This is a genomic window from Streptomyces sp. NRRL S-244 (assembly GCF_000717915.1).
Classification (GTDB): domain Bacteria; phylum Actinomycetota; class Actinomycetes; order Streptomycetales; family Streptomycetaceae; genus Streptomyces.
The window spans coordinates 361,914-383,519 of the sequence record NZ_JOCX01000002.1 but is presented as its reverse complement, the minus strand read 5'-3'; the positions used below and the strand labels follow the sequence as shown (position 1 = coordinate 383,519).

Annotated in this window: 17 protein-coding genes; 6 read left to right on the top strand and 11 right to left on the bottom strand. The window is 71.7% G+C overall.

Annotation, left to right across the window (positions count from 1 at the left end; genetic code table 11):
- Positions 1–25: 25 nt before the first annotated feature.
- Positions 26–1,051, bottom strand: a complete 1,026-nt coding sequence (locus tag IF02_RS0104055) for an ATP-dependent 6-phosphofructokinase (protein ID WP_030153829.1) — start codon at positions 1,049–1,051, stop codon at positions 26–28.
- Between the two features lie 302 nt (positions 1,052–1,353).
- Here IF02_RS0104055 and pta point away from each other — a divergent pair, with 302 nt between their 5' ends.
- The 3 genes from pta to pyk all read left to right on the top strand — a co-directional run bounded on the left by pta (position 1,354) and on the right by pyk (position 6,203).
- On the top strand, positions 1,354–3,447 hold the full coding sequence (gene pta, locus IF02_RS0104050) for a phosphate acetyltransferase (protein ID WP_030153828.1): 2,094 nt from the start codon (positions 1,354–1,356) through the stop codon (positions 3,445–3,447).
- A gap of 45 nt (positions 3,448–3,492) precedes the next feature.
- Positions 3,493–4,710 carry an acetate kinase gene (locus IF02_RS0104045; RefSeq protein WP_030153827.1) on the top strand — a complete coding sequence of 406 codons (1,218 nt, stop codon included), beginning with the start codon at positions 3,493–3,495 and terminating at the stop codon, positions 4,708–4,710.
- Positions 4,711–4,772: 62 nt separating this feature from the next.
- Complete coding sequence (pyk, locus tag IF02_RS0104040; protein ID WP_030153826.1) at positions 4,773–6,203, top strand: pyruvate kinase; 1,431 nt, start codon at positions 4,773–4,775, stop codon at positions 6,201–6,203.
- A 131-nt stretch (positions 6,204–6,334) separates the two neighbouring features.
- Here pyk and IF02_RS0104035 read toward each other — a convergent pair whose 3' ends face one another.
- The 4 genes from IF02_RS0104035 to IF02_RS0104020 all read right to left on the bottom strand — a co-directional run bounded on the left by IF02_RS0104035 (position 6,335) and on the right by IF02_RS0104020 (position 10,482).
- Positions 6,335–7,612, bottom strand: coding sequence for a hypothetical protein (locus tag IF02_RS0104035; RefSeq protein WP_030153825.1), 1,278 nt, complete (start codon positions 7,610–7,612; stop codon positions 6,335–6,337).
- Positions 7,602–8,153: a DUF6114 domain-containing protein gene (locus IF02_RS0104030; RefSeq protein WP_030153824.1), complete on the bottom strand. Its 552-nt coding sequence runs from the start codon at positions 8,151–8,153 to the stop codon at positions 7,602–7,604. The genes IF02_RS0104035 and IF02_RS0104030 overlap by 11 nt, the downstream gene beginning before the upstream one ends.
- 107 nt (positions 8,154–8,260) lie before the next feature.
- The gene (locus IF02_RS0104025; protein ID WP_030153823.1) at positions 8,261–8,911 is read right to left on the bottom strand and encodes a DUF6230 family protein; all 651 of its coding nucleotides are present in this window, start codon (positions 8,909–8,911) and stop codon (positions 8,261–8,263) included.
- A 563-nt stretch (positions 8,912–9,474) separates the two neighbouring features.
- A complete protein-coding gene (locus tag IF02_RS0104020) occupies positions 9,475–10,482 on the bottom strand; it encodes a tetratricopeptide repeat protein (protein ID WP_030153822.1) in 1,008 nt (335 codons plus the stop codon).
- Positions 10,483–10,724: 242 nt separating this feature from the next.
- Here IF02_RS0104020 and IF02_RS0104015 point away from each other — a divergent pair, with 242 nt between their 5' ends.
- Entirely contained in the window at positions 10,725–11,351 is a 627-nt protein-coding gene (locus tag IF02_RS0104015) for a TetR/AcrR family transcriptional regulator (RefSeq protein WP_030153821.1), read from the top strand.
- An 88-nt stretch (positions 11,352–11,439) separates the two neighbouring features.
- Here the strand turns inward: IF02_RS0104015 and IF02_RS0104010 are convergent, their stop codons facing one another.
- From IF02_RS0104010 to IF02_RS0103995, 4 genes are all read right to left on the bottom strand, one after another.
- On the bottom strand, positions 11,440–13,140 hold the full coding sequence (locus IF02_RS0104010) for an acyl-CoA mutase large subunit family protein (protein ID WP_030153820.1): 1,701 nt from the start codon (positions 13,138–13,140) through the stop codon (positions 11,440–11,442).
- A gap of 86 nt (positions 13,141–13,226) precedes the next feature.
- On the bottom strand, positions 13,227–13,556 hold the full coding sequence (locus IF02_RS0104005) for a DUF3817 domain-containing protein (protein WP_030153819.1): 330 nt from the start codon (positions 13,554–13,556) through the stop codon (positions 13,227–13,229).
- 69 nt (positions 13,557–13,625) lie between these two features.
- A complete protein-coding gene (locus tag IF02_RS0104000; protein ID WP_030153818.1) occupies positions 13,626–14,132 on the bottom strand; it encodes a MarR family winged helix-turn-helix transcriptional regulator in 507 nt (168 codons plus the stop codon).
- Positions 14,133–14,153: 21 nt separating this feature from the next.
- Positions 14,154–15,398, bottom strand: coding sequence for an MFS transporter (locus IF02_RS0103995; RefSeq protein WP_234318078.1), 1,245 nt, complete (start codon positions 15,396–15,398; stop codon positions 14,154–14,156).
- A gap of 91 nt (positions 15,399–15,489) precedes the next feature.
- Here IF02_RS0103995 and IF02_RS0103990 point away from each other — a divergent pair, with 91 nt between their 5' ends.
- Together IF02_RS0103990 and IF02_RS0103985 are read left to right on the top strand one after the other, a co-directional pair.
- Complete coding sequence (locus tag IF02_RS0103990) at positions 15,490–16,488, top strand: ArsR/SmtB family transcription factor (RefSeq protein ID WP_030153816.1); 999 nt, start codon at positions 15,490–15,492, stop codon at positions 16,486–16,488.
- Positions 16,489–16,595: 107 nt separating this feature from the next.
- Positions 16,596–17,663 carry a glycoside hydrolase family 6 protein gene (locus IF02_RS0103985; RefSeq protein ID WP_030153815.1) on the top strand — a complete coding sequence of 356 codons (1,068 nt, stop codon included), beginning with the start codon at positions 16,596–16,598 and terminating at the stop codon, positions 17,661–17,663.
- Between the two features lie 27 nt (positions 17,664–17,690).
- On the opposite strand, the gene IF02_RS0103980 is transcribed toward IF02_RS0103985, so the two are convergent.
- The gene (locus tag IF02_RS0103980; protein WP_051695626.1) at positions 17,691–19,688 is read right to left on the bottom strand and encodes a kelch motif-containing protein; all 1,998 of its coding nucleotides are present in this window, start codon (positions 19,686–19,688) and stop codon (positions 17,691–17,693) included.
- Positions 19,689–19,691: 3 nt separating this feature from the next.
- Complete coding sequence (locus IF02_RS0103975) at positions 19,692–21,524, bottom strand: glycosyltransferase family 2 protein (RefSeq protein ID WP_078621848.1); 1,833 nt, start codon at positions 21,522–21,524, stop codon at positions 19,692–19,694.
- Positions 21,525–21,606 lie beyond the last annotated feature (82 nt).

Genomic DNA, 21,606 nt, shown 5'->3' with positions numbered 1-21,606 from the left:
GGCGGAGGGCCTGGGGGCGGGTGGGTCAGAAGACCGATTCGGCCTCGTACATGCGGTCGTCCGGGACCGTCTTCAGTTCGGTGACCGCGTGGGCCAGGGGGGCCATCACGATGTCGGTGCCGCGCAGGGCGGTCATGTTGCCGAAGTCGCCGCGGTGGACGGCCTCCACCGCGTGCCAGCCGAAGCGGGTGGCGAGGACGCGGTCGTAGGCGGTGGGGACGCCGCCGCGCTGGACGTGGCCGAGGATGACCGGGCGGGCCTCCTTGCCGAGGCGGTGTTCCAGCTCGACGGCCAGGCGGTTGCCGATGCCGGCGAAGCGCTCGTGGCCGTACTGGTCGATGGCGCCCTTCTCGTACGGCATGGAGCCCTCGGCCGGGTGCGCGCCTTCGGCGACGCAGATGACGGCGAACTTCTTCCCGCGGGAGAATCGTTCCTCCACCATCTTCACCAGGGCGTCCACCTCGAAGGGGCGCTCCGGCAGGCAGATCCCGTGGGCGCCGCCGGCCATGCCGGACTCCAGGGCGATCCAGCCCGCGTGCCGGCCCATGACCTCGACGACCATCACGCGCTGGTGCGATTCGGCGGTGGTCTTGAGGCGGTCGATGGCCTCGGTGGCGACCATGACGGCGGTGTCGAAGCCGAAGGTCCGGTCGGTGGAGGAGATGTCGTTGTCGATGGTCTTCGGCACGCCGACGACCGGCATCCCCGCGTCCGAGAGCATCCGGGCGGCGGTCAGGGTGCCCTCGCCGCCGATCGGGATGAGGGCGTCGATGCCGTAGCGCGTCGCCAATTCATGGGCGTTCTCGGCGGCTTCGTGCAGCCGCGCGCGCTCCATGCGGGCCGAACCGAGAATCGTGCCGCCGCGGGCCAGGATGCCGCTGACGGCATTGATGTCGAGGGGGCGGTGGTGGCCGTCCAGGAGGCCCTTGAAGCCGTCCTCGAAACCGATGACTTCGTCGCCGTGGCCGACCACGGCGCGGTGTACGACCGAACGGATGACAGCGTTCAGCCCCGGGCAGTCGCCGCCTGCGGTGAGAACTCCGATACGCATCGTGCTGTGTCTCCTGCTCCTGGTCGTACCGGGCCGTACGCGTGCGGGCGGACAGCCGTACATCTGAAGGGCGTCGTGTTCGTCATGGTGAAGCGTGTCCGATTGTTCCACGGGCCGACGGTGCGGCGCGTTCTGCGCTGCTCCGCCCACCAGGCCTTTCGACCCCCGCGAACAGGCCTTTCCCGGCGGGCGCCCTATCTGGCCGCCGAGGTATTGTCAAGAGGTCAGGCCCACCCTAACGGGGAAAAAACCACCACATCCACTACATCCACGACATCCACACGATGGGACGGAGACCACGCGTGACGCGCAGCGTGTACGTGACCGGTATCGAGCGGGGGGACGGCCGCCAGGTCGTCGAGCTGGGGATCATGGAGCTGCTGACCCGCCAGACGGCGCGGGTCGGCGTGTACCGGCCGTTGCTCCACGACGGACCGGACCGGCTCTTCGATCTCCTGAAGGCCCGATACCGGATCGACCAGGACGCCGCGACGGCCTACGGCATGGAGTACCGCGAGGCCTCCGCCGTCCTGGCCGAGAAGGGCACCGACGAGCTCGTGTCCCGGCTGGTGGACGGCTACCACCGGGTCGCCCGCGACTACGAGGTCATGCTCGTCCTCGGCACCGACTACGCCGATACGAACCTCCCCGACGAGCTGGCGCTCAACGCCCGCCTCGCCAACGAGCTGGGGGCCGTCGTGGTGCCCGTCGTCGGCGGCACCAAGCACCCCGCCGAGGCGGTGCGCGCCGAGGCCCAGAGCGCCTTCCGCGCGTACGAGGCCCTCGGCTGCCACGTCGTCGCGATGATGGTCAACCGGGTGGCCGCCGAGGACCGGGACGGCATAGCCGAGCGGCTGGCCGCCCGCCTGCCCGTGCCCTGCTACGTGCTGCCGGACGACAAGTCGCTCTCCGCCCCGACCGTCGCCCAGATCACCCGGGCGCTCGGCGCCGAGGTGCTCCTCGGCGACGACGCCGGGCTGGCCCGCGACGCCGTGGACTTCGTCTTCGGCGGAGCCATGCTGCCGAACTTCCTGAACGCCCTGACGCCCGGCTGCCTGGTCGTCACGCCCGGGGACCGCGCCGACCTGGTCATCGGGGCGCTGGCCGCGCACGCCTCGGGAACCCCGCCGATCGCCGGCGTGCTGCTGACCCTGAACGAGCGGCCGGGCCCGGACATCCTGACCCTGGCCTCGAAGCTGGCGCCGGGCACCCCGGTGGTCTCGGTGGCCGGCAACAGCTTCCCGACGGCCGCCGAACTGTTCTCGTTGCAGAGCCGGTTGAACTCCGCGACCCCGCGCAAGCTGGAGACCGCGCTCGGCCTGTTCGAGCGGCACGTGGACACCGCCGAACTGCGCGGGCTGCTGTCGGTGGCCCGCTCCGAGCGCGTCACGCCGATGATGTTCGAGCACGAGCTGCTGGAGCGGGCCCGCGCCGAGCGCCGCCGCGTGGTGCTCCCCGAGGGCACCGAGGAGCGCGTGCTGCGCGCCGCGGACGTGGTGCTGCGCCGCGGGGTCTGCGACCTGACCCTGCTGGGCGAGGAGCAGGCGATCCTGAAGAAGGCCGCCGACCTGGGCATCGACATCTCCGCGGCGCAGCTCATCGATCCGGCGACCTCCCCGCTGCGGGAACGTTTCGCCGAGTACTACGCACAGGTCCGCGCCCACAAGGGCATGACCGTCGAGCTGGCCCTCGACGTGGTCACCGACGTGAACTACTTCGGCACCCTGATGGTCCAGGAGGGCCTCGCCGACGGCATGGTCTCCGGCTCGGTGCACTCCACCGCCGCGACCATCCGGCCCGCCTTCGAGATCATCAAGACGAAGCCCGAGGCCTCGATCGTCTCCTCGGTCTTCTTCATGTGCCTGGCCGACCGGGTCCTCGTCTACGGGGACTGCGCGGTCAATCCGGACCCGGGCGCCGAGCAGCTCGCCGACATCGCCGTCCAGTCGGCGGCGACCGCGGCCGCCTTCGGGGTCGAGCCGCGGATCGCGATGCTCTCGTACTCGACCGGCACCTCGGGCACCGGCGCCGACGTGGACAAGGTCCGCAAGGCCACCGAGATCGTCCGCGCGCAGCGCCCCGATCTGCTGATCGAGGGCCCGATCCAGTACGACGCCGCCGTCGAGCCCTCGGTCGCTGCGACCAAGCTGCCCGGGTCGGAGGTGGCCGGCCGCGCGAGCGTGCTGATCTTCCCGGACCTCAACACGGGCAACAACACGTACAAGGCCGTGCAGCGCTCCGCGGGCGCCGTCGCGGTCGGCCCGGTGCTCCAGGGTCTGCGCAAGCCGGTCAACGACCTCTCGCGCGGCGCGCTGGTGCAGGACATCGTCACCACCGTGGCGATCACCGCGATCCAGGCGCAGGGCGCTCAGCCCGCGCAGGCGCCCACCGCCTGACCCCCGTACGGCCCCGGCCCCCACTCCGAAGGAAAGACGCACATCGTGACCACCGCATCGCGCGTACTCGTCCTCAACTCCGGCTCCTCGTCGGTGAAGTACCAGCTGCTCGACATGGCGGACTCCGCCCGCCTCGCCGTCGGCCTGGTGGAACGGATCGGCGAAGAGACCTCGCGCCTCGTGCACGAGCCGCTCACCGGCCCCGGCGCGGTCGGCGGCAAGCGCGAGCGGCTCGGCGTGATCGCGGACCACGAGGCCGCGCTCCGGGCCGTCGCGGCGGAGCTCGCCGCCGACGGGCTGGGCCTGGACTCCCCCGAACTGGCGGCCGTCGGGCACCGGGTGGTGCACGGCGGGACCCGGTTCACGCAGCCGACGGTGATCGACGACGAGGTGCTGGCGGAGATCCGGAGCCTGATCCCCCTCGCCCCGCTGCACAACCCGGCGAACGTGACCGGCATCGAGGTGGCGCGCTCGCTGCGCGCGGACATCCCGCAGGTGGCGGTCTTCGACACGGCCTTCCACTCGACGATGCCGGAGTACGTGGCCCGGTACGCGATCGACGCGGCGACGGCGGAGAAGTACGCCATCCGGCGGTACGGGTTCCACGGCACCTCCCACGCGTACGTCTCGCGGGCGACGGCCGCCCTGCTCGGCCGGCCGGCGCAGGACGTGAACGTGATCGTGCTGCACCTGGGCAACGGGGCCTCGGCCTCGGCGGTCCGGGGCGGGGTGTGCGTGGAGACGTCGATGGGCCTGACCCCGCTGGAGGGTCTGGTCATGGGCACCCGTTCGGGCGACCTGGATCCGGCGGTCGTCTTCCACCTGGCGCGGGTGGGCGGCTTCTCGGTGGATGAGATCGATTCGCTCCTGAACAAGAAGAGCGGTCTGCTGGGCCTGTGCGGCGACAACGACATGCGCGAGGTGCTGCGGCGGGCGGGCGAGGGCGACGAGTCGGCGCGGCTCGCCTTCGCGGCGTACGTCCACCGCCTGAAGAAGTACATCGGCGCCTACTCGGCGGTGCTCGGCCGGGTGGACGCGGTGGCGTTCACGGCGGGGGTCGGCGAGAACGCGCACCAGGTCCGGGAAGCTGCCGTCGACGGCCTCGCGGAGCTGGGGCTCGCGCTGGACCCGGAGGCCAATGCCGTGCGCTCTTCCGAGCCGCGGCTGGTGTCGCCGGACTACGCGCGGGTGGCGGTGGCCGTGGTCCCGACGGATGAGGAACTGGAGATCGCCACCCAGGCGTACGCGCTGGTTACTCAGTAGTCACTTGGACTTTCCACCAGACGGAATATTCCGCTACGAAACAAACGGATAGGATCCGCTCCATGCGCCGTTCCAAAATCGTCTGCACGCTGGGCCCCGCCGTCGACTCGTATGAGCAGCTGAAAGCGCTCATCGAGGCAGGTATGAACGTGGCCCGATTCAACTTCAGCCACGGATCCCAGGCAGAACACCAGGAGCGGTACGACCGCGTCCGGAAGGTCTCCGAGGACACCGGGCGCGCGGTCGGCGTCCTCGCCGACCTCCAGGGCCCCAAGATCCGTCTGGAGACCTTCGCCGAGGGCCCCGTCGAGCTGGTGCGCGGTGACGAGTTCACCATCACCACCGAGGACGTCCCGGGCGACAAGTCCATCTGCGGCACGACCTACAAGGGCCTGCCGGGCGACGTCTCGCAGGGCGACCAGATCCTGATCAACGACGGCAACGTCGAGCTGCGGGTGACCGAGGTCGAGGGCCCGCGGGTCAAGACCATCGTCATCGAGGGCGGTGTGATCTCGGACCACAAGGGCATCAACCTGCCGGGTGCCGCCGTGAACGTCCCCGCACTGTCGGAGAAGGACGTCGACGACCTCCGCTTCGCCCTGCGGATGGGCTGCGACATGGTCGCCCTGTCCTTCGTCCGCGACGCCAACGACGTCAAGGACGTCCACAAGGTCATGGACGAGGAGGGCCGCCGGGTCCCCGTCATCGCCAAGGTGGAGAAGCCGCAGGCCGTCGAGAACATGGCGGCCGTGGTGGACGCCTTCGACGCGGTCATGGTGGCCCGTGGCGACCTGGCCGTCGAGTACCCGCTCGAAAAGGTCCCGATGGTCCAGAAGCGGCTCATCGAGATGTGCCGCCGCAACGCCAAGCCGGTGATCGTCGCGACCCAGATGATGGAGTCGATGATCACCAACTCCCGCCCGACCCGCGCGGAGGCGTCCGACGTCGCCAACGCGATCCTCGACGGCGCGGACGCGGTCATGCTGTCGGCCGAGTCCTCGGTCGGCGCTTACCCGATCGAGACCGTCAAGACGATGTCGAAGATCGTCTCGGCGGCCGAGGAGGAGCTGCTGTCCAAGGGCCTGCAGCCGCTGGTCCCGGGCAAGAAGCCCCGTACGCAGGGCGGCTCCGTCGCCCGCGCGGCCTGCGAGATCGCGGACTTCCTCGACGGCAAGGCGCTCATCGCCTTCACGCAGTCCGGTGACACGGCCCGCCGCCTGTCGCGCTACCGCGTGACCCAGCCGATCCTGGCCTTCACCACCGACGTCAACACCCGCAACCAGCTCACGCTGAGCTGGGGCGTCGAGTCCTACATCGTCCCGCACGTGGACACCACCGACGCGATGGTCGACCTGGTCGACGGCGAACTGCTGAAGCTGGGCCGCCACAACGCCGGCGACACGATGGTCATCACCGCCGGCTCGCCCCCCGGCGTCCCGGGCACGACCAACATGGTCCGCGTCCACCACCTGGGCGGCCAGGCCCAGGCCTGACGCCCGCCGCACCTCTGCCGCACAGACACCGAGGGCGGCACCCCGGTCCCTGTCAGGGATCCGGGGTGCCGCCCTCGGTGCGTCGCACGCGGTGCGGGGTTCGCAGTGCCGTACGGGACTACGGGACGGGACTACTCCGGCGGGCCGACGTAGTTGTGCAGGCCCGGGACCGTGAGCGTGCCGCCGAACTGGCCGGCCTGGACGACCTTCACGTTCGAGAAGAACGCGAACGGGACGTTCAGGGGCGGCGGGCTGTTCGGGGTGAACTCGATCGGGATCAGGCCGAAGAGGTTCCCCTTGAGGCTCTCGGTGTACATCGTCACCGTGCCGCCGCGGATCTTGGAGGTGGAGCCCGGGCGGGACTTCAGGTGGGCGACGTTCCCGGTCTTGCCGACCGTCTGGTAGAGGTCCTTGATGTCCAGCGAGTCCGCCGTGAACTTCAGGACCTTCTTCGTCTTGCCGCTCGCCGTTTTCACCTCGACTATGCCGTGGTAATCCAGGCCGTAGAGAGTCAGCAGCGAGCTGTCGAGGTACCAGGGCTCGTCCGGCAGGAGCGGGATGCCCGGCTCCAGTTCGGCGTCGGCCAGCGCCTTGGCGTCGTACGTCGGGCAGGGGAAGGGCTGCTTCCCGTCCGCGTCCTTCGTCTCGTCGGTCTTGGACTTGTCCTCGTCGGCCGCCTTGCCCGTCTCGTCCTTCGGCGTCTTCGCGGTGTCCTTGACGTCCTCGGACAGCTCCTTGACGTCGACACCGGCCTTCTTCGCGGCGTCGCGGATCGCGTCCGCGGCCGGGTCCGGCTGCGGGGCGGGCTTCGTCGCGGGCGGCGTCGTCGTGGCGGGCTTGGTCGGCGTGGGCGTCGGGGTCGGGGTGGCCGACGGGTGCGCGCCCAGGATCGGGGTGGTGATGCCGTCCACGATGCCCTTGACCTTGTCGCCGATGCCCAGGGGGTCCAGCGGGTTCGGCGTCTTGGACGCGGACGGCGCGGCGGCCGGGGCCGACGGGGCGGTCTGCTTCGACTGGGTGGTGGCCTCCGCCGACTTGCTGGCGGACGGCTGCGGAGCCTTCGGTGTCTTCGCTGCCTTGGACGCGCCCGGCGAGGGGGTCGTGGAGGGCGACGAACTCGGCGAGGGCGACGCGGACGGGCTCGGAGAGGCCGACTCCGCGGGTTCGTCGGACCGCGTCACACACGGGCCGGGCGCGAAGGGGATCTCCTCGTCGGCGAGCGCCAGCTTCGGCGCCATGCCCATCCCGACGAAGACGGCGGTCGGCATGGCCGCCAGCGCCATCGTCTTGCCGACGGGTATCTGGATCTTGTTCAGCAGCGACTTCCGGGGCGCGGCGTGCCGCGGACCCCTTCGTTCACGGGACTCTGCGCTCGGGGTCACGTCCCGCTGCGTCTCGTCACCCCGCACTGTTCCTCCCGCCATCGGCATGGGCAGTCGTCTCGGTCGCGTAAGCCGTTTCCGTGTCGCGGGGGCCGGGCACTCCCAGGGGGCCGTCCACGTACGCCTCCGCCTTGGCCGCCGCCGCGTCCTCCTGCGCGTCCTCCGGCTTGCCCGGCGCCCACGAGAGCGCGAGGGCTCCGCCGACCAGGGCGAACAGGAAGCCGAGGAAGAAGCCGCCCAGGTTCGACACCGGCAGGGAGACCAGGGCGAGCAGGATCGACGCCACTCCGGCGAAGACCCGGATGCCCTGCTGGAACCAGAGGGCCAGGCCGAGGGTGATGAGCAGGACGCCGATGATCAGCGAGCCCGCGCCCGCGGTCGTCGCCATGGCGATGGTGACGTTGCCCAGCCGGAGGTCCGCGTACGGGAAGTACGCGATGGGAATGCCGCCGATGAGAGTGAAGAGGCCCGCCCAGAAGGGCCGGCCGCCACTCCAGGCGCGGAAGCGGTAGTACACCGCGGTGAGCCATGCGTCGTCTGCGGCGCGAACCGGGGCCTGGGGGTTCATGGACAACAGCTCCCTGGAAACGGTGGTACGGAGAACTGGGGGAGCCCGGTGGGACGGGCGGCGGCCACGGCCGCCACCCGCCTCTACCGGTCACGCCCCGGGACGGACTACTTCTCGTCCTGGTAGCACGGCTGGTCGCCGCTGAGCAGGCGCAGCTTGAGGTCGGGCAGCGTGAAGGTGCCCGCCGTCGTCGCCCAGGCCTTCTGACGCACGTTCGTCAGCACGGCCTTCTTGGCGCGCTGCGAGAACAGGGCGCCGTTGGCCACCGTGCCGGCCTGCGGCGCGGTGGGGTGCTTGTCGTCGGCCGCGGCGCCGACCGCGACACCGATGTCCAGGTCGGTGAACGTGGCGTCGGTGTCGAGCTCGGCGACATCCAGGTAGATGTTGTCCGCGACGGCCGGCTTGCCCTTGTTGCCCGTGCGCAGCTGCATCGTGATGTTGCCGAGGCCGGGAATCGGGGTCACCAGCGACTGGCACATGTTGGTGATCTCGGCGTGGCGGAACCCGGAGATGGTGACCGGGTGCGCCGCGTCCTTGCCGTCCAGGCCCTTGCCCTTGGCGACGCTGCCGTACTGGAGCAGGTCGTCACCGTCGAGCTTGTCGGCCGAGACCTTGAAGTCCTGGCCGGAGACGCTGAAGGACGCCGCGAGGGCACCCTGCGCCAGACCCACACCGACCGCGGCGGTGGCCGCGATGCTCGGCACCATGACGAGCGCGAAGCGCTTCCATCTGGTCCCGCCACGAACCTGAGAACTCATTATTCGTTCCTCCTTCTCGGACGTACATCTCCGGTCCGGGCCGTACCCGTCCTGGGATGGGAGAAGTGCTACGTCCTCGGGAAGGAGCGCAGGCGACCGAGCCGCGGCACAGCCGCGTCCGACACACCGGCGTTCACCCCCGAGCGACAACCACTGGGTCACGCGTTCGCGCAACCAGGAGGACAGGCTCCGCCGGTGCGGCGAAGACCCCCCTGTCCAGCAGCCGGCACCCCTGGCACCGGCCGGCCCGGTGGGGACCCTCCGCCGCGGCTCCGGATGAGCGGGGCTGCGGGAAGGACCGAGCGTCGCCGATCGTGGTCCATTCCAGGCCGGGGCACAAGGGGGTTCGTTACTGGCGGGTAACGGCAAGATAACCGGGGATCGACCCGGTGCCATCGGGTGACGACGCTGGGTGTCACCGAAGGCCACGACAGAGTGGAGGATTCATGGACACACCGGACAGTTCACGGGGTTCCACTTACTGCGAGTAACAGCAGCTGCGATTACCAAGTTTTGGTAAAGCGCAGCCGCTGTTTCTCCATCTGTCAATAAATCGTCGGCGGCTAGAACAGCACCCGCGCGAGCGCCGTACGGGCCGCCGCCACCCGGGGGTCGTCCGCCCCGATGACCTCGAACAGCTCCAGCAGCCGGACCCGCACCGCGTCCCGGTCCGCGCCGGCCGTCACCCGGACCGTGTCCACCAGGCGCCCGAAGGCGTCCTCCACGTGACCGCCGACCAGGTCCAGGTCCGCCGCGGCGATCTGGGCCGCCGGGTCCTTCGGGTCCTCGGCCGCCGCCGCGCGCACCGCCTGCGGGTTCATGTCCCTGACCCGGGCGAGCAGCTCGGCCTGGGCCAGGCCCAGCCTGGCCTCGGTGTTCGCCGGGTCGTCCGCCAGTACGTTCTTGTACGCCTGCACCGCGCCGCCCAGGTCACCGGCGTCCAGCGCGACGACGGCCGCTTCCAGCAGCGCGTCGTACGGGCCCGCCGGGTCCTGCTCCTCACCTGCGGCCGGGGCGCCCGCGGGGCCGCCCCCGGCGTTCGGGTCCACCTCGATGCCGATGATCCCGAACCGCTCCTCGGCGACCTGGACCAGCTGCGCGAGGGTCGCGCGGATCTCCTGCTCGGGCGCCACGCCCTGGAACAGCGGCAGCACCTGGCCCGCGACCACGGCGAACACGGCCGGGATGCCCTGGATGCCGAACTGCTGCATCAGCATCTGGTTGGAGTCGACGTCGACCTTGGCCAGCAGGAGGCGGCCGTTCGCCTCGACGGTCAGGCGCTCCAGCAGCGGGCTGAGCTGCTTGCACGGCTCGCACCACTCGGCCCAGAAGTCCAGGATGACCGGGACCTCGGCGGAGAGCTGGAGGACGTCGCGTTCGAAGCCGGCCTCGTCGACGTCGATCACGAGCGCGGACGGCGGCACGGTACCCGCGGAGGCGGGCGCGCCGCCCTGGGCGGCCTGCCGGGCCGCTTCGGCACGGGCCTGCTCGGCCTTCGCCTTGGCCTCGCCGGCCGCCTTCACAGCGGCGAGGTCGACGACGCCGCTCATGGACATGTTTCTGGGCTGCATGCGTACATCCTCCCCCGTGTGCGCGCGCCGACGAAAAAGATCGGCCGAAATGCCTTCTTGAGTACCCTCGGTGGTGCGTTGTTGGCGCCGGGTCCCCACCTGGCGCCGGTAGCTCTTCGCGTGGTCGTCGCTCTTACGCTACGAGCCGTAGCGTAACTCCCCGCGCCCCTTCGCGCCCCGTGATCTGAAGCACAGCATTTCGGGACCCGCCGCCTTGGCTACCGGCGGGTATGGTCTCGGCCATGCGCAACCCCAGCTCCCCGACCGGACGCACCGGCCGCCCCCGCAGCGCCGCCGCGGACGCCGCGATCCTCGCCGCGACGCGGGACGCGCTGGTCGATCTGGGCTGGTCGAAGCTGACGATGGGCGACGTCTCGTCCCGGGCCGGGGTCGCCAAGACCACCCTCTACCGCCGCTGGGCCAGCAAGAACGAGCTGGTCGTGGATGCCGTCGCGGAGCTCTTCGACTCCCTCGAACTCCCCGACCGCGGCTCCCTCGAAGCCGATATAGAGGACGTGGTCCTCCAGTTCGCGGCGCTGCTGCGGCGGCCGGAGGCCCGTACGGCCCTGATGGCGGTCGTCGCCGAGTCCACCCGGGACGAGGCGCTGCGCGACCGGATCCGGTCGGCGATCGTGGACCGGCAGAAACGTCTCGTCGTACTGGGGCGCGAACGGGCCCAGGCCCGCGGCGAACTCCCGTACGAGGAGGACGAGACCCTCGCCGGCCGCACCACGGACCTGATCTTCGACGTGATCGCCGGCACGGTGGTGCACCGGGCGCTGGTCAGCTCGGAGCCGGTGGACGAGCTCTGGGTGTCCACCTTCACGGCCCTGCTGATGCACGGCCTCCGGGGCCCGGCCCACGCCTGACACCCCTCGCGCCCGGCACGGCGAAGGCCGGCCGCGGCGGCCCCTGAAAGGGGCGCCCACGACCGGCCTTCCACCGCACGGGCGGGGCTCAGAAGCCCGGCGGCTCCGTGTACGTGCCCCACTCGTCCCGCAGCACGTTGCAGATCTCCCCGAGCGTGGCCTCGGCGCGCACCGCGTCCAGCATCGCCGGGATCATGTTCGACCCGTCGCGGGCGGCGGCCAGCATCGCGTCCAGCGAGGACTTCACCTTCGCGTCGTCGCGCCGCGCCTTGCGCGCCGCCAGGTGCTCCACCTGTACGCGCTCCACCTCGTGGCTGACGCGCAGGATCTCCAGGTCCCCGGTCACCGACCCGTGGTGCACGTTGACGCCGACGACCCGCTTGTCGCCCTTCTCCAGCGAGCGCTGGTACTGGAACGCCGACTCGGCGATCTCCCCGGTGAACCAGCCGTCCTCGATGCCGCGCAGGATGCCCGAGGTGATCGGCCCGATCGGGTGCTGCCCGTCCGGGTGGGCGCGCAGGCCGCGCTCCTTGATCTGGTCGAAGATCTTCTCGGCGTCGGCCTCGATGCGGTCGGTGAGCTGCTCCACGTACCAGGAACCGCCCAGCGGGTCGGCCACGTTGGCCACCCCGGTCTCCTCCATCAGCACCTGCTGCGTGCGCAGGGCGATCTCGGCCGCCTGCTCGCTGGGCAGCGCGAGGGTCTCGTCGAGGGCGTTGGTGTGCAGCGAGTTGGTGCCGCCGAGGACGGCCGCGAGGGCCTCGACGGCGGTGCGCACGACGTTGTTGTACGGCTGCTGCGCGGTCAGCGAGACGCCGGCCGTCTGGGTGTGGAAGCGCAGCCACATCGACTTCTCGCTCTGCGCCCCGTACACCTCCTTCATCCAGCGCGCCCAGATCCGGCGGGCGGCGCGGAACTTGGCGATCTCCTCGAAGAAGTCGAGGTGCGCGTCGAAGAAGAAGGAGAGGCCGGAGGCGAAGTGGTCCACGTCCAGACCGCGGGACAGGCCCAGCTCCACGTACCCGAAGCCGTCGGCGAGGGTGTACGCCAGCTCCTGCGCGGCCGTCGCCCCGGCCTCGCGGATGTGGTAGCCGGAGACGGACAGCGGCTTGTACGCCGGGATGCCCTTCGCGCAGTACTCCATGAGGTCGCCGATGAGGCGCAGGTGCGGCTCGGGTTCGAAGAGCCACTCCTTCTGGGCGATGTACTCCTTGAAGATGTCGGTCTGGAGCGTGCCGTTGAGCACGGCCGGGTCCACGCCCTGCCGTTCGGCGGCGACCAGGTACATGCAGAAGGCGGGCACGGCCGGGCCCGAGATCGTCATGGAGGTGGTCACGTCGCCCAGCGGGATGTCCTGGAAGAGGACCTCCATGTCGGCGGCGGAGTCTATGGCGACCCCGCAGTGGCCGACCTCGCCGAGCGAGCGGGGGTCGTCGGAGTCGCGCCCCATGAGGGTCGGCATGTCGAAGGCCACGGAGAGCCCGCCGCCGCCGGCGGCCAGGATCATCTTGTAGCGCTCGTTGGTCTGCTCGGCGTTGCCGAACCCGGCGAACTGGCGGATGGTCCAGGTCCGGCCCCGGTATCCGGTGGCGTGCAGGCCGCGGGTGTACGGGTACTCCCCCGGCCAGCCGATGCGCTCGAATCCCTCGTAGGCGTCGCCGGGGCGGGGCCCGTAGACGGGATCGACGTCATCCCCGGAGAGCGTGGTGAAATCGGCCTCGCGCTTGCGGGCCTTGTCATAGCGGGCCTGCCAGCGGCGGCGGCCCTCCTCGATGGCGTCAGCGTCCATACCCATGAATTTACTAGGACGTCCTAGTAAATGTCGATGGGAAACCCCGGGGAGTATCCCCGGGGTGCCGGTATGCCGGCGGCGCTCTAGGCCCCGGCGGTGACCGGAGCGCCCTCGACGAGCGGCTCGACCTCGGCGCGGACCTTGCGCTCGACGAAGAAGGCGGCCAGCGGGATCGTGCCGGAGACCAGCACCCAGAGCAGCTTCGGGAACGGCCACCTGGCCTTGGAGCCCAGGTCGAAGGCGAACACCAGGTAGATCATGAACAGCACGCCGTGCACCTGCGAGACCGCGAGGGTCAGGTCGGCGCCGGTGTCGAAGCCGTACTTGAAAACCATGCAGGTGCAGAGGATCAACAGCATGACCGCGGTCAGATAGGCCATGACCCGGTAGCGGGTCAGCACGCTCTTCTTCATGCCGATGAGCCTAACCGTCCGTTTTGCTCGATCTTGACGGGGGCCCGGCGAGCGCGGTCCGCGGCTCCTCTACTCCTCGAAGTCCGCCGCGGCGACCCGCAGGGGACGCAGGAGCGCGAAGATCTCCTGGCACTCCTCGGCGTCGTACGCGCGGAGCCCGAAGTCGACCGCCATCAGGTCCTTCGTCGCCGCCTCGACGACCTCGCGGCCCTTGTCCGTGATGGACGCGAGCGTGCCGCGGCCGTCGTTCGGGTTGGGCCGCTTGGCCACCAGCCCGGACCGCACCAGCCGGTCCACCGTGTTCGTCACCGACGTCGGGTGGACCATCAGCCGCTCGCCGATCTTCGACATCGGCAGTTCGCCGGCCTTGGAGAAGGTGAGCAGCACCAGCGCCTCGTACCGCGCGAAGGTCAGCCCGTACGGCTTGACCACCGCGTCGACCTCGCCGAGCAGGATCTGGTGCGCGCGCATGATCGAGGTGATGGCGGCCATCGAGGGCACCGGCCCCCAGCGGCGCTGCCAGAGCTCGTCGGCGCGGGCGATGGGGTCGAAGGGCAGGCTGAGCGGCTTGGACACGCACCCGACCCTACCGGGCGGTCATTTGGCGGCGGGCCCCGTCTCATTCTTCGGTCGGCCGTCCCGACGGCCCGCGGCGCGCAGTTCGGCGAGGAGGAGCAGCACCACCGCCGTGCCGAGTACGGCCGCGCCCGCGACGACCACGTGCGCCGGCAGGAACTCGGCGGCCAGCCCGGCCAGGGCCATGCCGACGCCCTGGAGGGTCATCAGCCCGGTGCTCAGCAGGGTCATCGCCCGGCCGCGCAGCGCGTCCGGGACGGCGTCGACGTACCACTGGTCGAGGCCGAGGGTGTACGCGTGCGCCAGGCCCGCCAGCAGCAGGGCGGCCAGTACGGCCGTCACCCCGGGCCGGAAGGCGTAGACGAGCAGCGGCAGCAGGCAGGCGGCCGCGAGCGGGGCCACGAGCCGGGAGCGGGCCCGCGGGCCGAGCACCGAGCCGGCCCACAGTTCACCCGCGATGGTGCCGACGGGCAGCGCGCACATCATCACTCCCAGGGCGGCGGTGCCGGCGCCGATGCCGTCGGCGTACGGGACGAGCAGCGCCTCGGGGGCGATGACGAAGACGGGCGGCAGCCAGAACAGCAGCGTCAGGGCGCGCAGGCGGCGCTCGCCCAGGACGGCGCGCAGCCCGGCGAGCGGGGAGGTGCGCCCGGCGGCGGCCCGGGCCGGCCGCGCCACCGTGCCGAAGCGCAGCAGCAGGGCCGAGCTCAGGAATCCGGCGGCGGTCAGCGCGATGGCCGCGCGCGGGGCGAGGACGGTGAGCAGCAGCCCGCCGAGGCCGAAGCCGATGAGCTGGGCGCTCTGGGCGACCATGCGGATCAGGGAGCGGCCGAGGACGTAGGCGTCGCCGGGGCCGAGGACGTCGGCGAGGGAGGCGTTGCGCGTGCCCTGGAAGAGGGGGGCGACGAACGCCATGGCGCAGCGCAGGACGAGCAGCCCGGCGACGGGGGTGCCGGGCAGGACCATGGCCGCCGCGCAGGCGGCGCAGACGAGGTCGCAGCCGACGAGGACCCGGCGGGCGGGCCTGCGGTCGGCGATCCCGGCGAGGAGGGTCCCGCCGAGGACGTACGGGAGGAAGCCGAGGGCGAACGTGAGCGCGCTCATCAGGGGCGAGCCGGTGGCGCGGAACACGAGGACCGTGAGGGCGATCTCGGCGATGACGATGCCGAGGACGGACAGCAGGTGGGCGGCGAACACGGGCCGGAACTCCCGGACCCGGAAGACGGAGCGGTATCCGCCGGCGGCCTCGTTGACGGTGGTGGACATACGGCGACCCTGCGGGACTACGGTGGGGGTGCGGCAGTGATTCGCCACATGCCGAATCACTGCCACCGCACAGGGCGAGGCAGGGAGAGGCATGGCGTTCCACTTCCGGTTCGGGGCCGGCGACCTGCTGCGCTGCCGGTTCTCCATATCGCCCCGCTGGGAGACGCAGGAGGCGGTGCGGACCCTGCTGCGGCCGGGGCGGCAGGCGTACCACCTGCCCTGGCTCCGGCAGGTCAGGGCGGCCGCCGACGGGCTGGACCTGCGGCCGCTGTGGCTGCTGATGCCGTGGGCCGGCCACAACCCGGACTTCCTGAGCCCGCCGCCGGTCGGACCCTCCGTCACCTTCGAGGAGGAGCTGGCGCGGGTCCGGTCCGCGGCCGCCGATCCGCAGGCCGTACGGGAGGACCTGCGGCGCTCCCTCGTCTGCACCCCGGGCGCCGCCGAGAGCGACCTCGGGCGGCGGATGCTCGCCGACCCGGCCCGCGCCGTACGGGAGCTGGCCGACCTCTACGAGCAGGCCTGGGCCGCGCTGGTCGCCCCGCACTGGCCGCGGCTGCGGGCCCTGCTGGAGGCCGACGTCCTGTTCCACTCGCGGCGGCTGGGGGCGGGCGGGCTGGAGGCGCTGTTCGACGGCCTCCACCCGGACCTGCGGTGGTCGGACGGGACGCTCACCATCGACCGCGCGAACCACCACGACCGCTCCCTGGACGGGCAGGGCCTGCTCCTCATGCCGAGCGCGTTCGTGTGGCCGGAGGTGGTCGGCGGGTACGACCCGCCCTGGCAGCCGACGCTGGTGTACCCGGCGCGGGGCATCGGCGCCCTGTGGACGGCGTCGGCGGGTCCGCCCCCGCGGGCGCTGGCGCGGCTGCTGGGCCGCGGCCGGGCCGACGTGCTGTGCGCGCTCGACGAGCCGGCCTCCACGACGGAGCTGGCCCACCGGCTCGGCCTCGCCCCGGCCACGGTCTCGGCGCACCTGAAGGCCCTGCACGGCGCGGGCCTGCTGATCTCGGCCCGGCACGGCCACCGGATCCTCTACGAGCGCACCCCGCTCGCCATCGCCCTGACGACGGGCGGTGCGCCCCGGACGTAGGCGGCGTGCGGTGTCGCGGGGCGGGGGTGACTGACCGTCATGTCACGATATGCCGGTCTGCGATTCCGCAATTCCGCGCACCGACCCCTTCGTCCCGAGGAACCCGGATGCCAGGCCGATCCCGATCCCGATCCCGGCGCCGTCCGCGCCCCCTCCCCCGCCCCAGAGCCCTCGCCGCCGCGCTCGGCCTGGCCCTGCTGCTCGCCGCGGCACCCGGCTGCGGGAGCGAGGAGTCCGCCCCGTCGCGCGCGCCCGCGGAGGCGCCGCCCGAGGCCTCGGCGCGGGCCGCGCCCGCCGGATCCCCGTACTGGGTGGACCCGGACAGCGACGCGGCCCGGCAGGTCGCCGCCTGGGAGGCGCAGGGCCGCAACAGCGACGCCCAGCTGCTGCGCCGGATCTCGGAACGGCCCATGGCCCTGTGGGGACCGGGCGACGACCCCGGACCCGCGATCCGCCGGGCCGCGAAGGGCGCCAAGGCGGCGGGCCGGGTCCTGGTGCTCACCGCGTACAACATCCCGTACCGCGACTGCGGCCGGCACTCGGCCGGCGGGGCCACGAGCGCCACCGCGTACCGCAACTGGATCGGGGCCTTCGCCGACGCCATCGGCGACGCCAGGGCGGTGGTGGTGCTGGAGCCGGACGCCGTCCCGCACATCGTGGACGGCTGCACCCGGCCCGCCCACCACGAGGAGCGCTTCCGGCTCCTCTCCGAGGCCGTCACCCGGCTGAAGAAGAACCGGAACACGAAGGTCTACCTGGACGCCGGCAATCCGGCCTGGATCCCGGACCCGATGAACCTCGTCGAACCCCTCTACAAAGCCGGGCTCGGCCAGGCCGACGGCTTCTCCCTCAACGTCTCCAACTTCCAGCCCGACGCGGCGGGCCGGGAGTACGGCGCCCGCATCTCCGCTGCCGCCCACGGCAAGCACTTCGTCGTCGACACCAGCCGCAACGGCGAGGGCCCGCTCCCGGGCGGCGGCCACGAGACCTGGTGCAACCCGCCCGGCCGCGCCCTCGGGATCGCGCCGACCGACAGGACGGGTGACCCGCTCGTCGACGCGTACCTCTGGATCAAGCGACCCGGCGAGTCCGACGGGCCCTGCCGCGGCGGTCCGGCGGCCGGCCGGTGGTGGCCGGACTACGCGCTCGGTCTGGCCGCCCGCGCCAGGGAGTAGCCTGCGCGCGAGGGGCTGCACGAGGGGCTACTCGTCCGGCGCCCCCACCGGCTGCGGCCGCGGCTGCGGCTCCCGCACCCGCAGCCACCTCGCCTCCGAGGGCGTCCCCTCCGCATCCGTCACGAACAGCATGTACCAGCCCGGCGGCACCAGCGTCGGGTCCTTCGGCACGTCGAGCGTCACCGCCCCGGCCGCCCGCGTCAGCCCGAGCTCGATCGAGCGCTGCTCCACGTCCGTGGTGTGCGTGACCGCGCTCGGCCGCATCAGCCGGGCCCGCCGGATCCGCTCCGGGTGCGGCGACGCGAAGGTGGCCCGCCCGTCCCGGCCCACCTCGGCCGGCCCGGCCCCCAGGACGGGCCGCAGCGCCGGGTCCCGGTACAGGTAGGGCGGCGAGTACACCTCCAGCCGGTGCTCGAACTTACCGAGCCGGGTGTTGTCCTTGTCCGCGAAGAGCGGGTCGGAGCCGAACGTCGCGATCCGCCCGTCGGGCAGCAGCAGCGCCCCGGAGTGGTAGTTGCGGCCCACCGCCGGGTCGGCGGCGGCCACGAAGGAGTCGGTGCGCGGGTAGTAGAACTGCGCCTTGTGGACGTCGCTGGCGCCCCGGCCGCGGTAGTCGCGGGAGCCGCCGGTGGTGAACACGGAGTCGTCCGGCAGCAGCACGCTGCTCAGGTACCGGGTGCCCTGCGGCAGCCGCGCCGAGGAGCGGAAGACCGGGTTGTCCTCCTTGAGGTCCACGATCGCCGTCCGGCTCGACGAGAGCTTCGACTCGCCGACCCCGCCGCCGCCCAGCACCATGACCCGCTGGTCCTGGGCCGGCGGCAGCAGCACCGAGGACGAGGTCTCCAGCTGGTCGGGGTCCGCCAGCCCCGGCACCTGTGCGAACTTGTTGGTCTTGGGGTCCCACACGCCGGGCTCGCGCCCCTTGTCCGCCGGGCCGTAGCCGGCGTTGGAGCCGGTGTAGAGCAGTTTGCCGCCCTGTATGAGGAAGATCGCGGGGTAGGTCGGGAAGTAGCGGAAGGGGCCCCGGGTCCACTTCTTCGTCTTCGGGTCGTAGAACTCGTTGTCGCCGGGGACCACGTCCCCCACGTCGTTGAGCCCGGAGACCGCGAGGACCCGCCCGTCCTGGAGGGCGACCAGGGTCGGGTACCAGCGGGCGTCCTTCATCGGGTCGACGGGGACGTATTTCTCGGCCTTCGGGTCGAACTCGTACGCCGACTTGATCCCCTGGAAGTCCTGCTTCTCGACGCTCAGCCGCTCCGCGAGCCCGTAGACGTTGTCGGCGTCCTTCCCCTCGAGGCCGAGGATCCGGTACTGGGCGGCCTCGGTCGTCAGCCCCTCGGCGCCGGCCTTGACGGCCTCGACGAAGACCCGCGCCTCCGAGGCCACCACCTTGCTCTGCCAGGGCTTCAGGTGCCCCTTGCGCCCGTACGTGATCTCGAACTCGCGCGTGGCCTTCGGCACGGTGACGTCGAACTTCGACACGTACTCGACCCCGGACGGGGACCGGAACCGGGTGCCCTTCCTCAGCCGGGCCACCTTGTCGGGGCTCTCGTTCTTGACCCGCATGCCGCCGCCCGCGCGGGTGACCTTGCCGTCGAGGACCTCGTACCGGGCGGTGCCTCCCGCCACCAGCAGCCGGCCGCTGGGCAGTTGGCTGTGGCCGGAGCAGAAGAAGTCCTCCGGGGTCGGGATCTTCTTGAAGCTGTCGTCCTTCGGGTCCCACAGGACGGTGTCGAAGGTGCCCTTGTCGAACTTCTTCTGGTTGTTGCCGGAGCCGGCGATCAGCAGCACCTTGCCCGTGTGCAGCAGGGCCGCGTGCATCGCGTTGATCCGGTACTCCTCGGGGAGGCGGACCTGCCCCCACGAGCCGTACTGGATCTTGTAGCTGGACTGCCCGATCTTGTACGAGTGGTAGCGCTCCTGCGCGAAGGAGAGCGCGGCGGGCGCGTTGAGCGCGGCCAGCACCACCACGGCCCCGGTGCCCAGCACGGTGTTCTTGAACTGCTTCGACGGCCGGTACTCCATGGGTCAGTTCCCTCCCGTCGGCGCGGCGAACGCCGGCTCCGGCTCCTCGCCCGGCCCGTGGCCGTGGCCGAGCCCGAGGTCCAGCGATCCGACGGCCCGGGCCCGGGCCCGGGCGGCGGCTGCGGCCCGGCGCTCACGCAGCAGGGTCCAGGCCCACACGGCCACCGGCGCGAGGGCGATGAGCAGGGCGAGCACCGCCCAGGTGCGCATCGCGGCGTGGGTGTGGCCCAGGCGGACCGAGGCCGCGAGGGAGAGGGCCAGGACGGCGGCCCAGCCGAGGTGGATCCGGAAGGTCGCCGGCCGGTCGGGGCTGGCGTCGCCGCCCTTGGGGGTGACGACGAACCCGCCCCGGGTGCGCAGCAGGGCGGAGGCGAGGGACGCGAGGTAGACGGGCGCGCAGATCGCGGACATCGCCATGCCGGCCAGGCCGCCGGAGCCCTCGGGCTCGTGGGGGGAGATGTTGTGCCGGCGGTTCCACAGGTACAGGCCGACCTGGAGGGCTGCGGCGTCGGTGTAGAGCATGAGCCACACCTCGGAGGAGACCTGGGTGCCGGAGGCGCCGAACCACAGGAACAGGACGCAGCTGAGGATGCCGAGGAGCCAGTTGACGGCCGTCATGGGGTAGTAGACGAGCATCAGGGTGTAGTTGAGCGCCCGCCCCGGGGGCATCCGGAAGAAGCCTTTCCAGTACTGCCGGAGGAGGGTCTCGTACGTCCCCCGGGACCAGCGCAGCTGCTGGGTGAAGAAGTCGGTCCACGAGGCCGGGCCCTCGCCGACGGCGAGCACGTCGGGGGTGTAGACGGAGCGCCAGAACCGCCCGGTGGCCGGATTGCGCCGGCGGTGCAGCTCGAAGCCGGTGGCCATGTCCTCGGTGAGGGAGTCGTAGAGCCCGCCCGCCTGCCGGAGGGCGCTGATGCGTACGGCGTTGTTGGTGCCGACGAACATGGGGGCGCCGTAGCGGTTGCCGGCGCGCTGGATCAGCGCGTGGAAGAGGTACTGCTGGGATTCGGCGGCCTTGGTGACGGCGCCGGTGTAGTTGCCGTACACCTGCGGGCCGACGACGAAGGCGATGTCCGGATCGCGGAAGTAGCCGAGCATCCGCTCCAGGAAGTTCGGCAGCGGGACGTGGTCGGTGTCGACGGAGGCGAAGAACTCGTAGTCGTCTCCGTGCGCGACCAGCCAGGCGTTGTAGTTGCCGTGCTTGGTCCGCGCCCGGTGGGGGCCCTTGCGGGTGTTCCATCCGGCGATGCCCTTGCGGGTGAAGTGCCGTACGCCGAGCTCCGCGCACAGGGCCCGGACCTCGGGGTCGTCCCCCTCGTCCAGCAGCCATACGTCGAGCGGGCCGTCGTGGCGCAGGGCGACCGCCCCCAGGAGGGTGCCCCGCACCATGGCGAGCGGCTCTTTGCCGGGGACGTACGTGGTCAGGAAGGCGACCTTGGTGCCGGGTTGGGGCGCCACCGGTACCGGGTCGCGGGCGACCATCGTGGCGTGGGCCACGGACAGGACGTTGACCAGCATGAACAGCATGATCAGCGCGATGGAGCCGAGCATCACGGCGTCGAGCCGGATGAGCCAGCGCTCGCCGCCCTCGCGGACGGTCCAGTGCGTGGGCCAGACGAGGTAGAGCAGCAGCCCGGCCGCGGCGACGGGGGCCAGGGCCATGAGGAGGACGGCGCGTATTCGGGCGCGGAGCTGCTCGCGCGACAACAGGGAGCGGTAGCCCACCCGGTAGGCGGCGGGGGTACCGGCGGCGGTGCCGGTGGCGGCGGGGTCCGGCTCCGTGAACGGTCCGGCGAGGCGGCTGTGGGTCTCGTAGTCGAAGCCTTCCGGCCGCACGGCCCCTCCAGTGCTCGAACCCCAGGGTTTGATATCACCACAAAAGGTGACAAACCCTGAGCGTGTCGAACGGGGCGCGGCC

Excerpts from the sequence above, each read along its gene's own strand:
- IF02_RS0104055 (WP_030153829.1), bottom strand. The coding sequence starts at position 1,051 with ATGCGTATCGGAGTTCTCACCGCAGGCGGCGACTGCCCGGGGCTGAAC.
- pyk (WP_030153826.1), top strand. The coding sequence starts at position 4,773 with ATGCGCCGTTCCAAAATCGTCTGCACGCTGGGCCCCGCCGTCGACTCG.
- IF02_RS0104030 (WP_030153824.1), bottom strand. The coding sequence starts at position 8,153 with ATGAACCCCCAGGCCCCGGTTCGCGCCGCAGACGACGCATGGCTCACC.
- IF02_RS0104025 (WP_030153823.1), bottom strand. The coding sequence starts at position 8,911 with ATGAGTTCTCAGGTTCGTGGCGGGACCAGATGGAAGCGCTTCGCGCTC.
- IF02_RS0104020 (WP_030153822.1), bottom strand. The coding sequence starts at position 10,482 with ATGCAGCCCAGAAACATGTCCATGAGCGGCGTCGTCGACCTCGCCGCT.
- IF02_RS0104015 (WP_030153821.1), top strand. The coding sequence starts at position 10,725 with ATGCGCAACCCCAGCTCCCCGACCGGACGCACCGGCCGCCCCCGCAGC.
- IF02_RS0104010 (WP_030153820.1), bottom strand. The coding sequence starts at position 13,140 with ATGGACGCTGACGCCATCGAGGAGGGCCGCCGCCGCTGGCAGGCCCGC.
- IF02_RS0104005 (WP_030153819.1), bottom strand. The coding sequence starts at position 13,556 with ATGAAGAAGAGCGTGCTGACCCGCTACCGGGTCATGGCCTATCTGACC.
- IF02_RS0103995 (WP_234318078.1), bottom strand. The coding sequence starts at position 15,398 with ATGTCCACCACCGTCAACGAGGCCGCCGGCGGATACCGCTCCGTCTTC.
- IF02_RS0103990 (WP_030153816.1), top strand. The coding sequence starts at position 15,490 with ATGGCGTTCCACTTCCGGTTCGGGGCCGGCGACCTGCTGCGCTGCCGG.
- IF02_RS0103985 (WP_030153815.1), top strand. The coding sequence starts at position 16,596 with ATGCCAGGCCGATCCCGATCCCGATCCCGGCGCCGTCCGCGCCCCCTC.
- IF02_RS0103980 (WP_051695626.1), bottom strand. The coding sequence starts at position 19,688 with ATGGAGTACCGGCCGTCGAAGCAGTTCAAGAACACCGTGCTGGGCACC.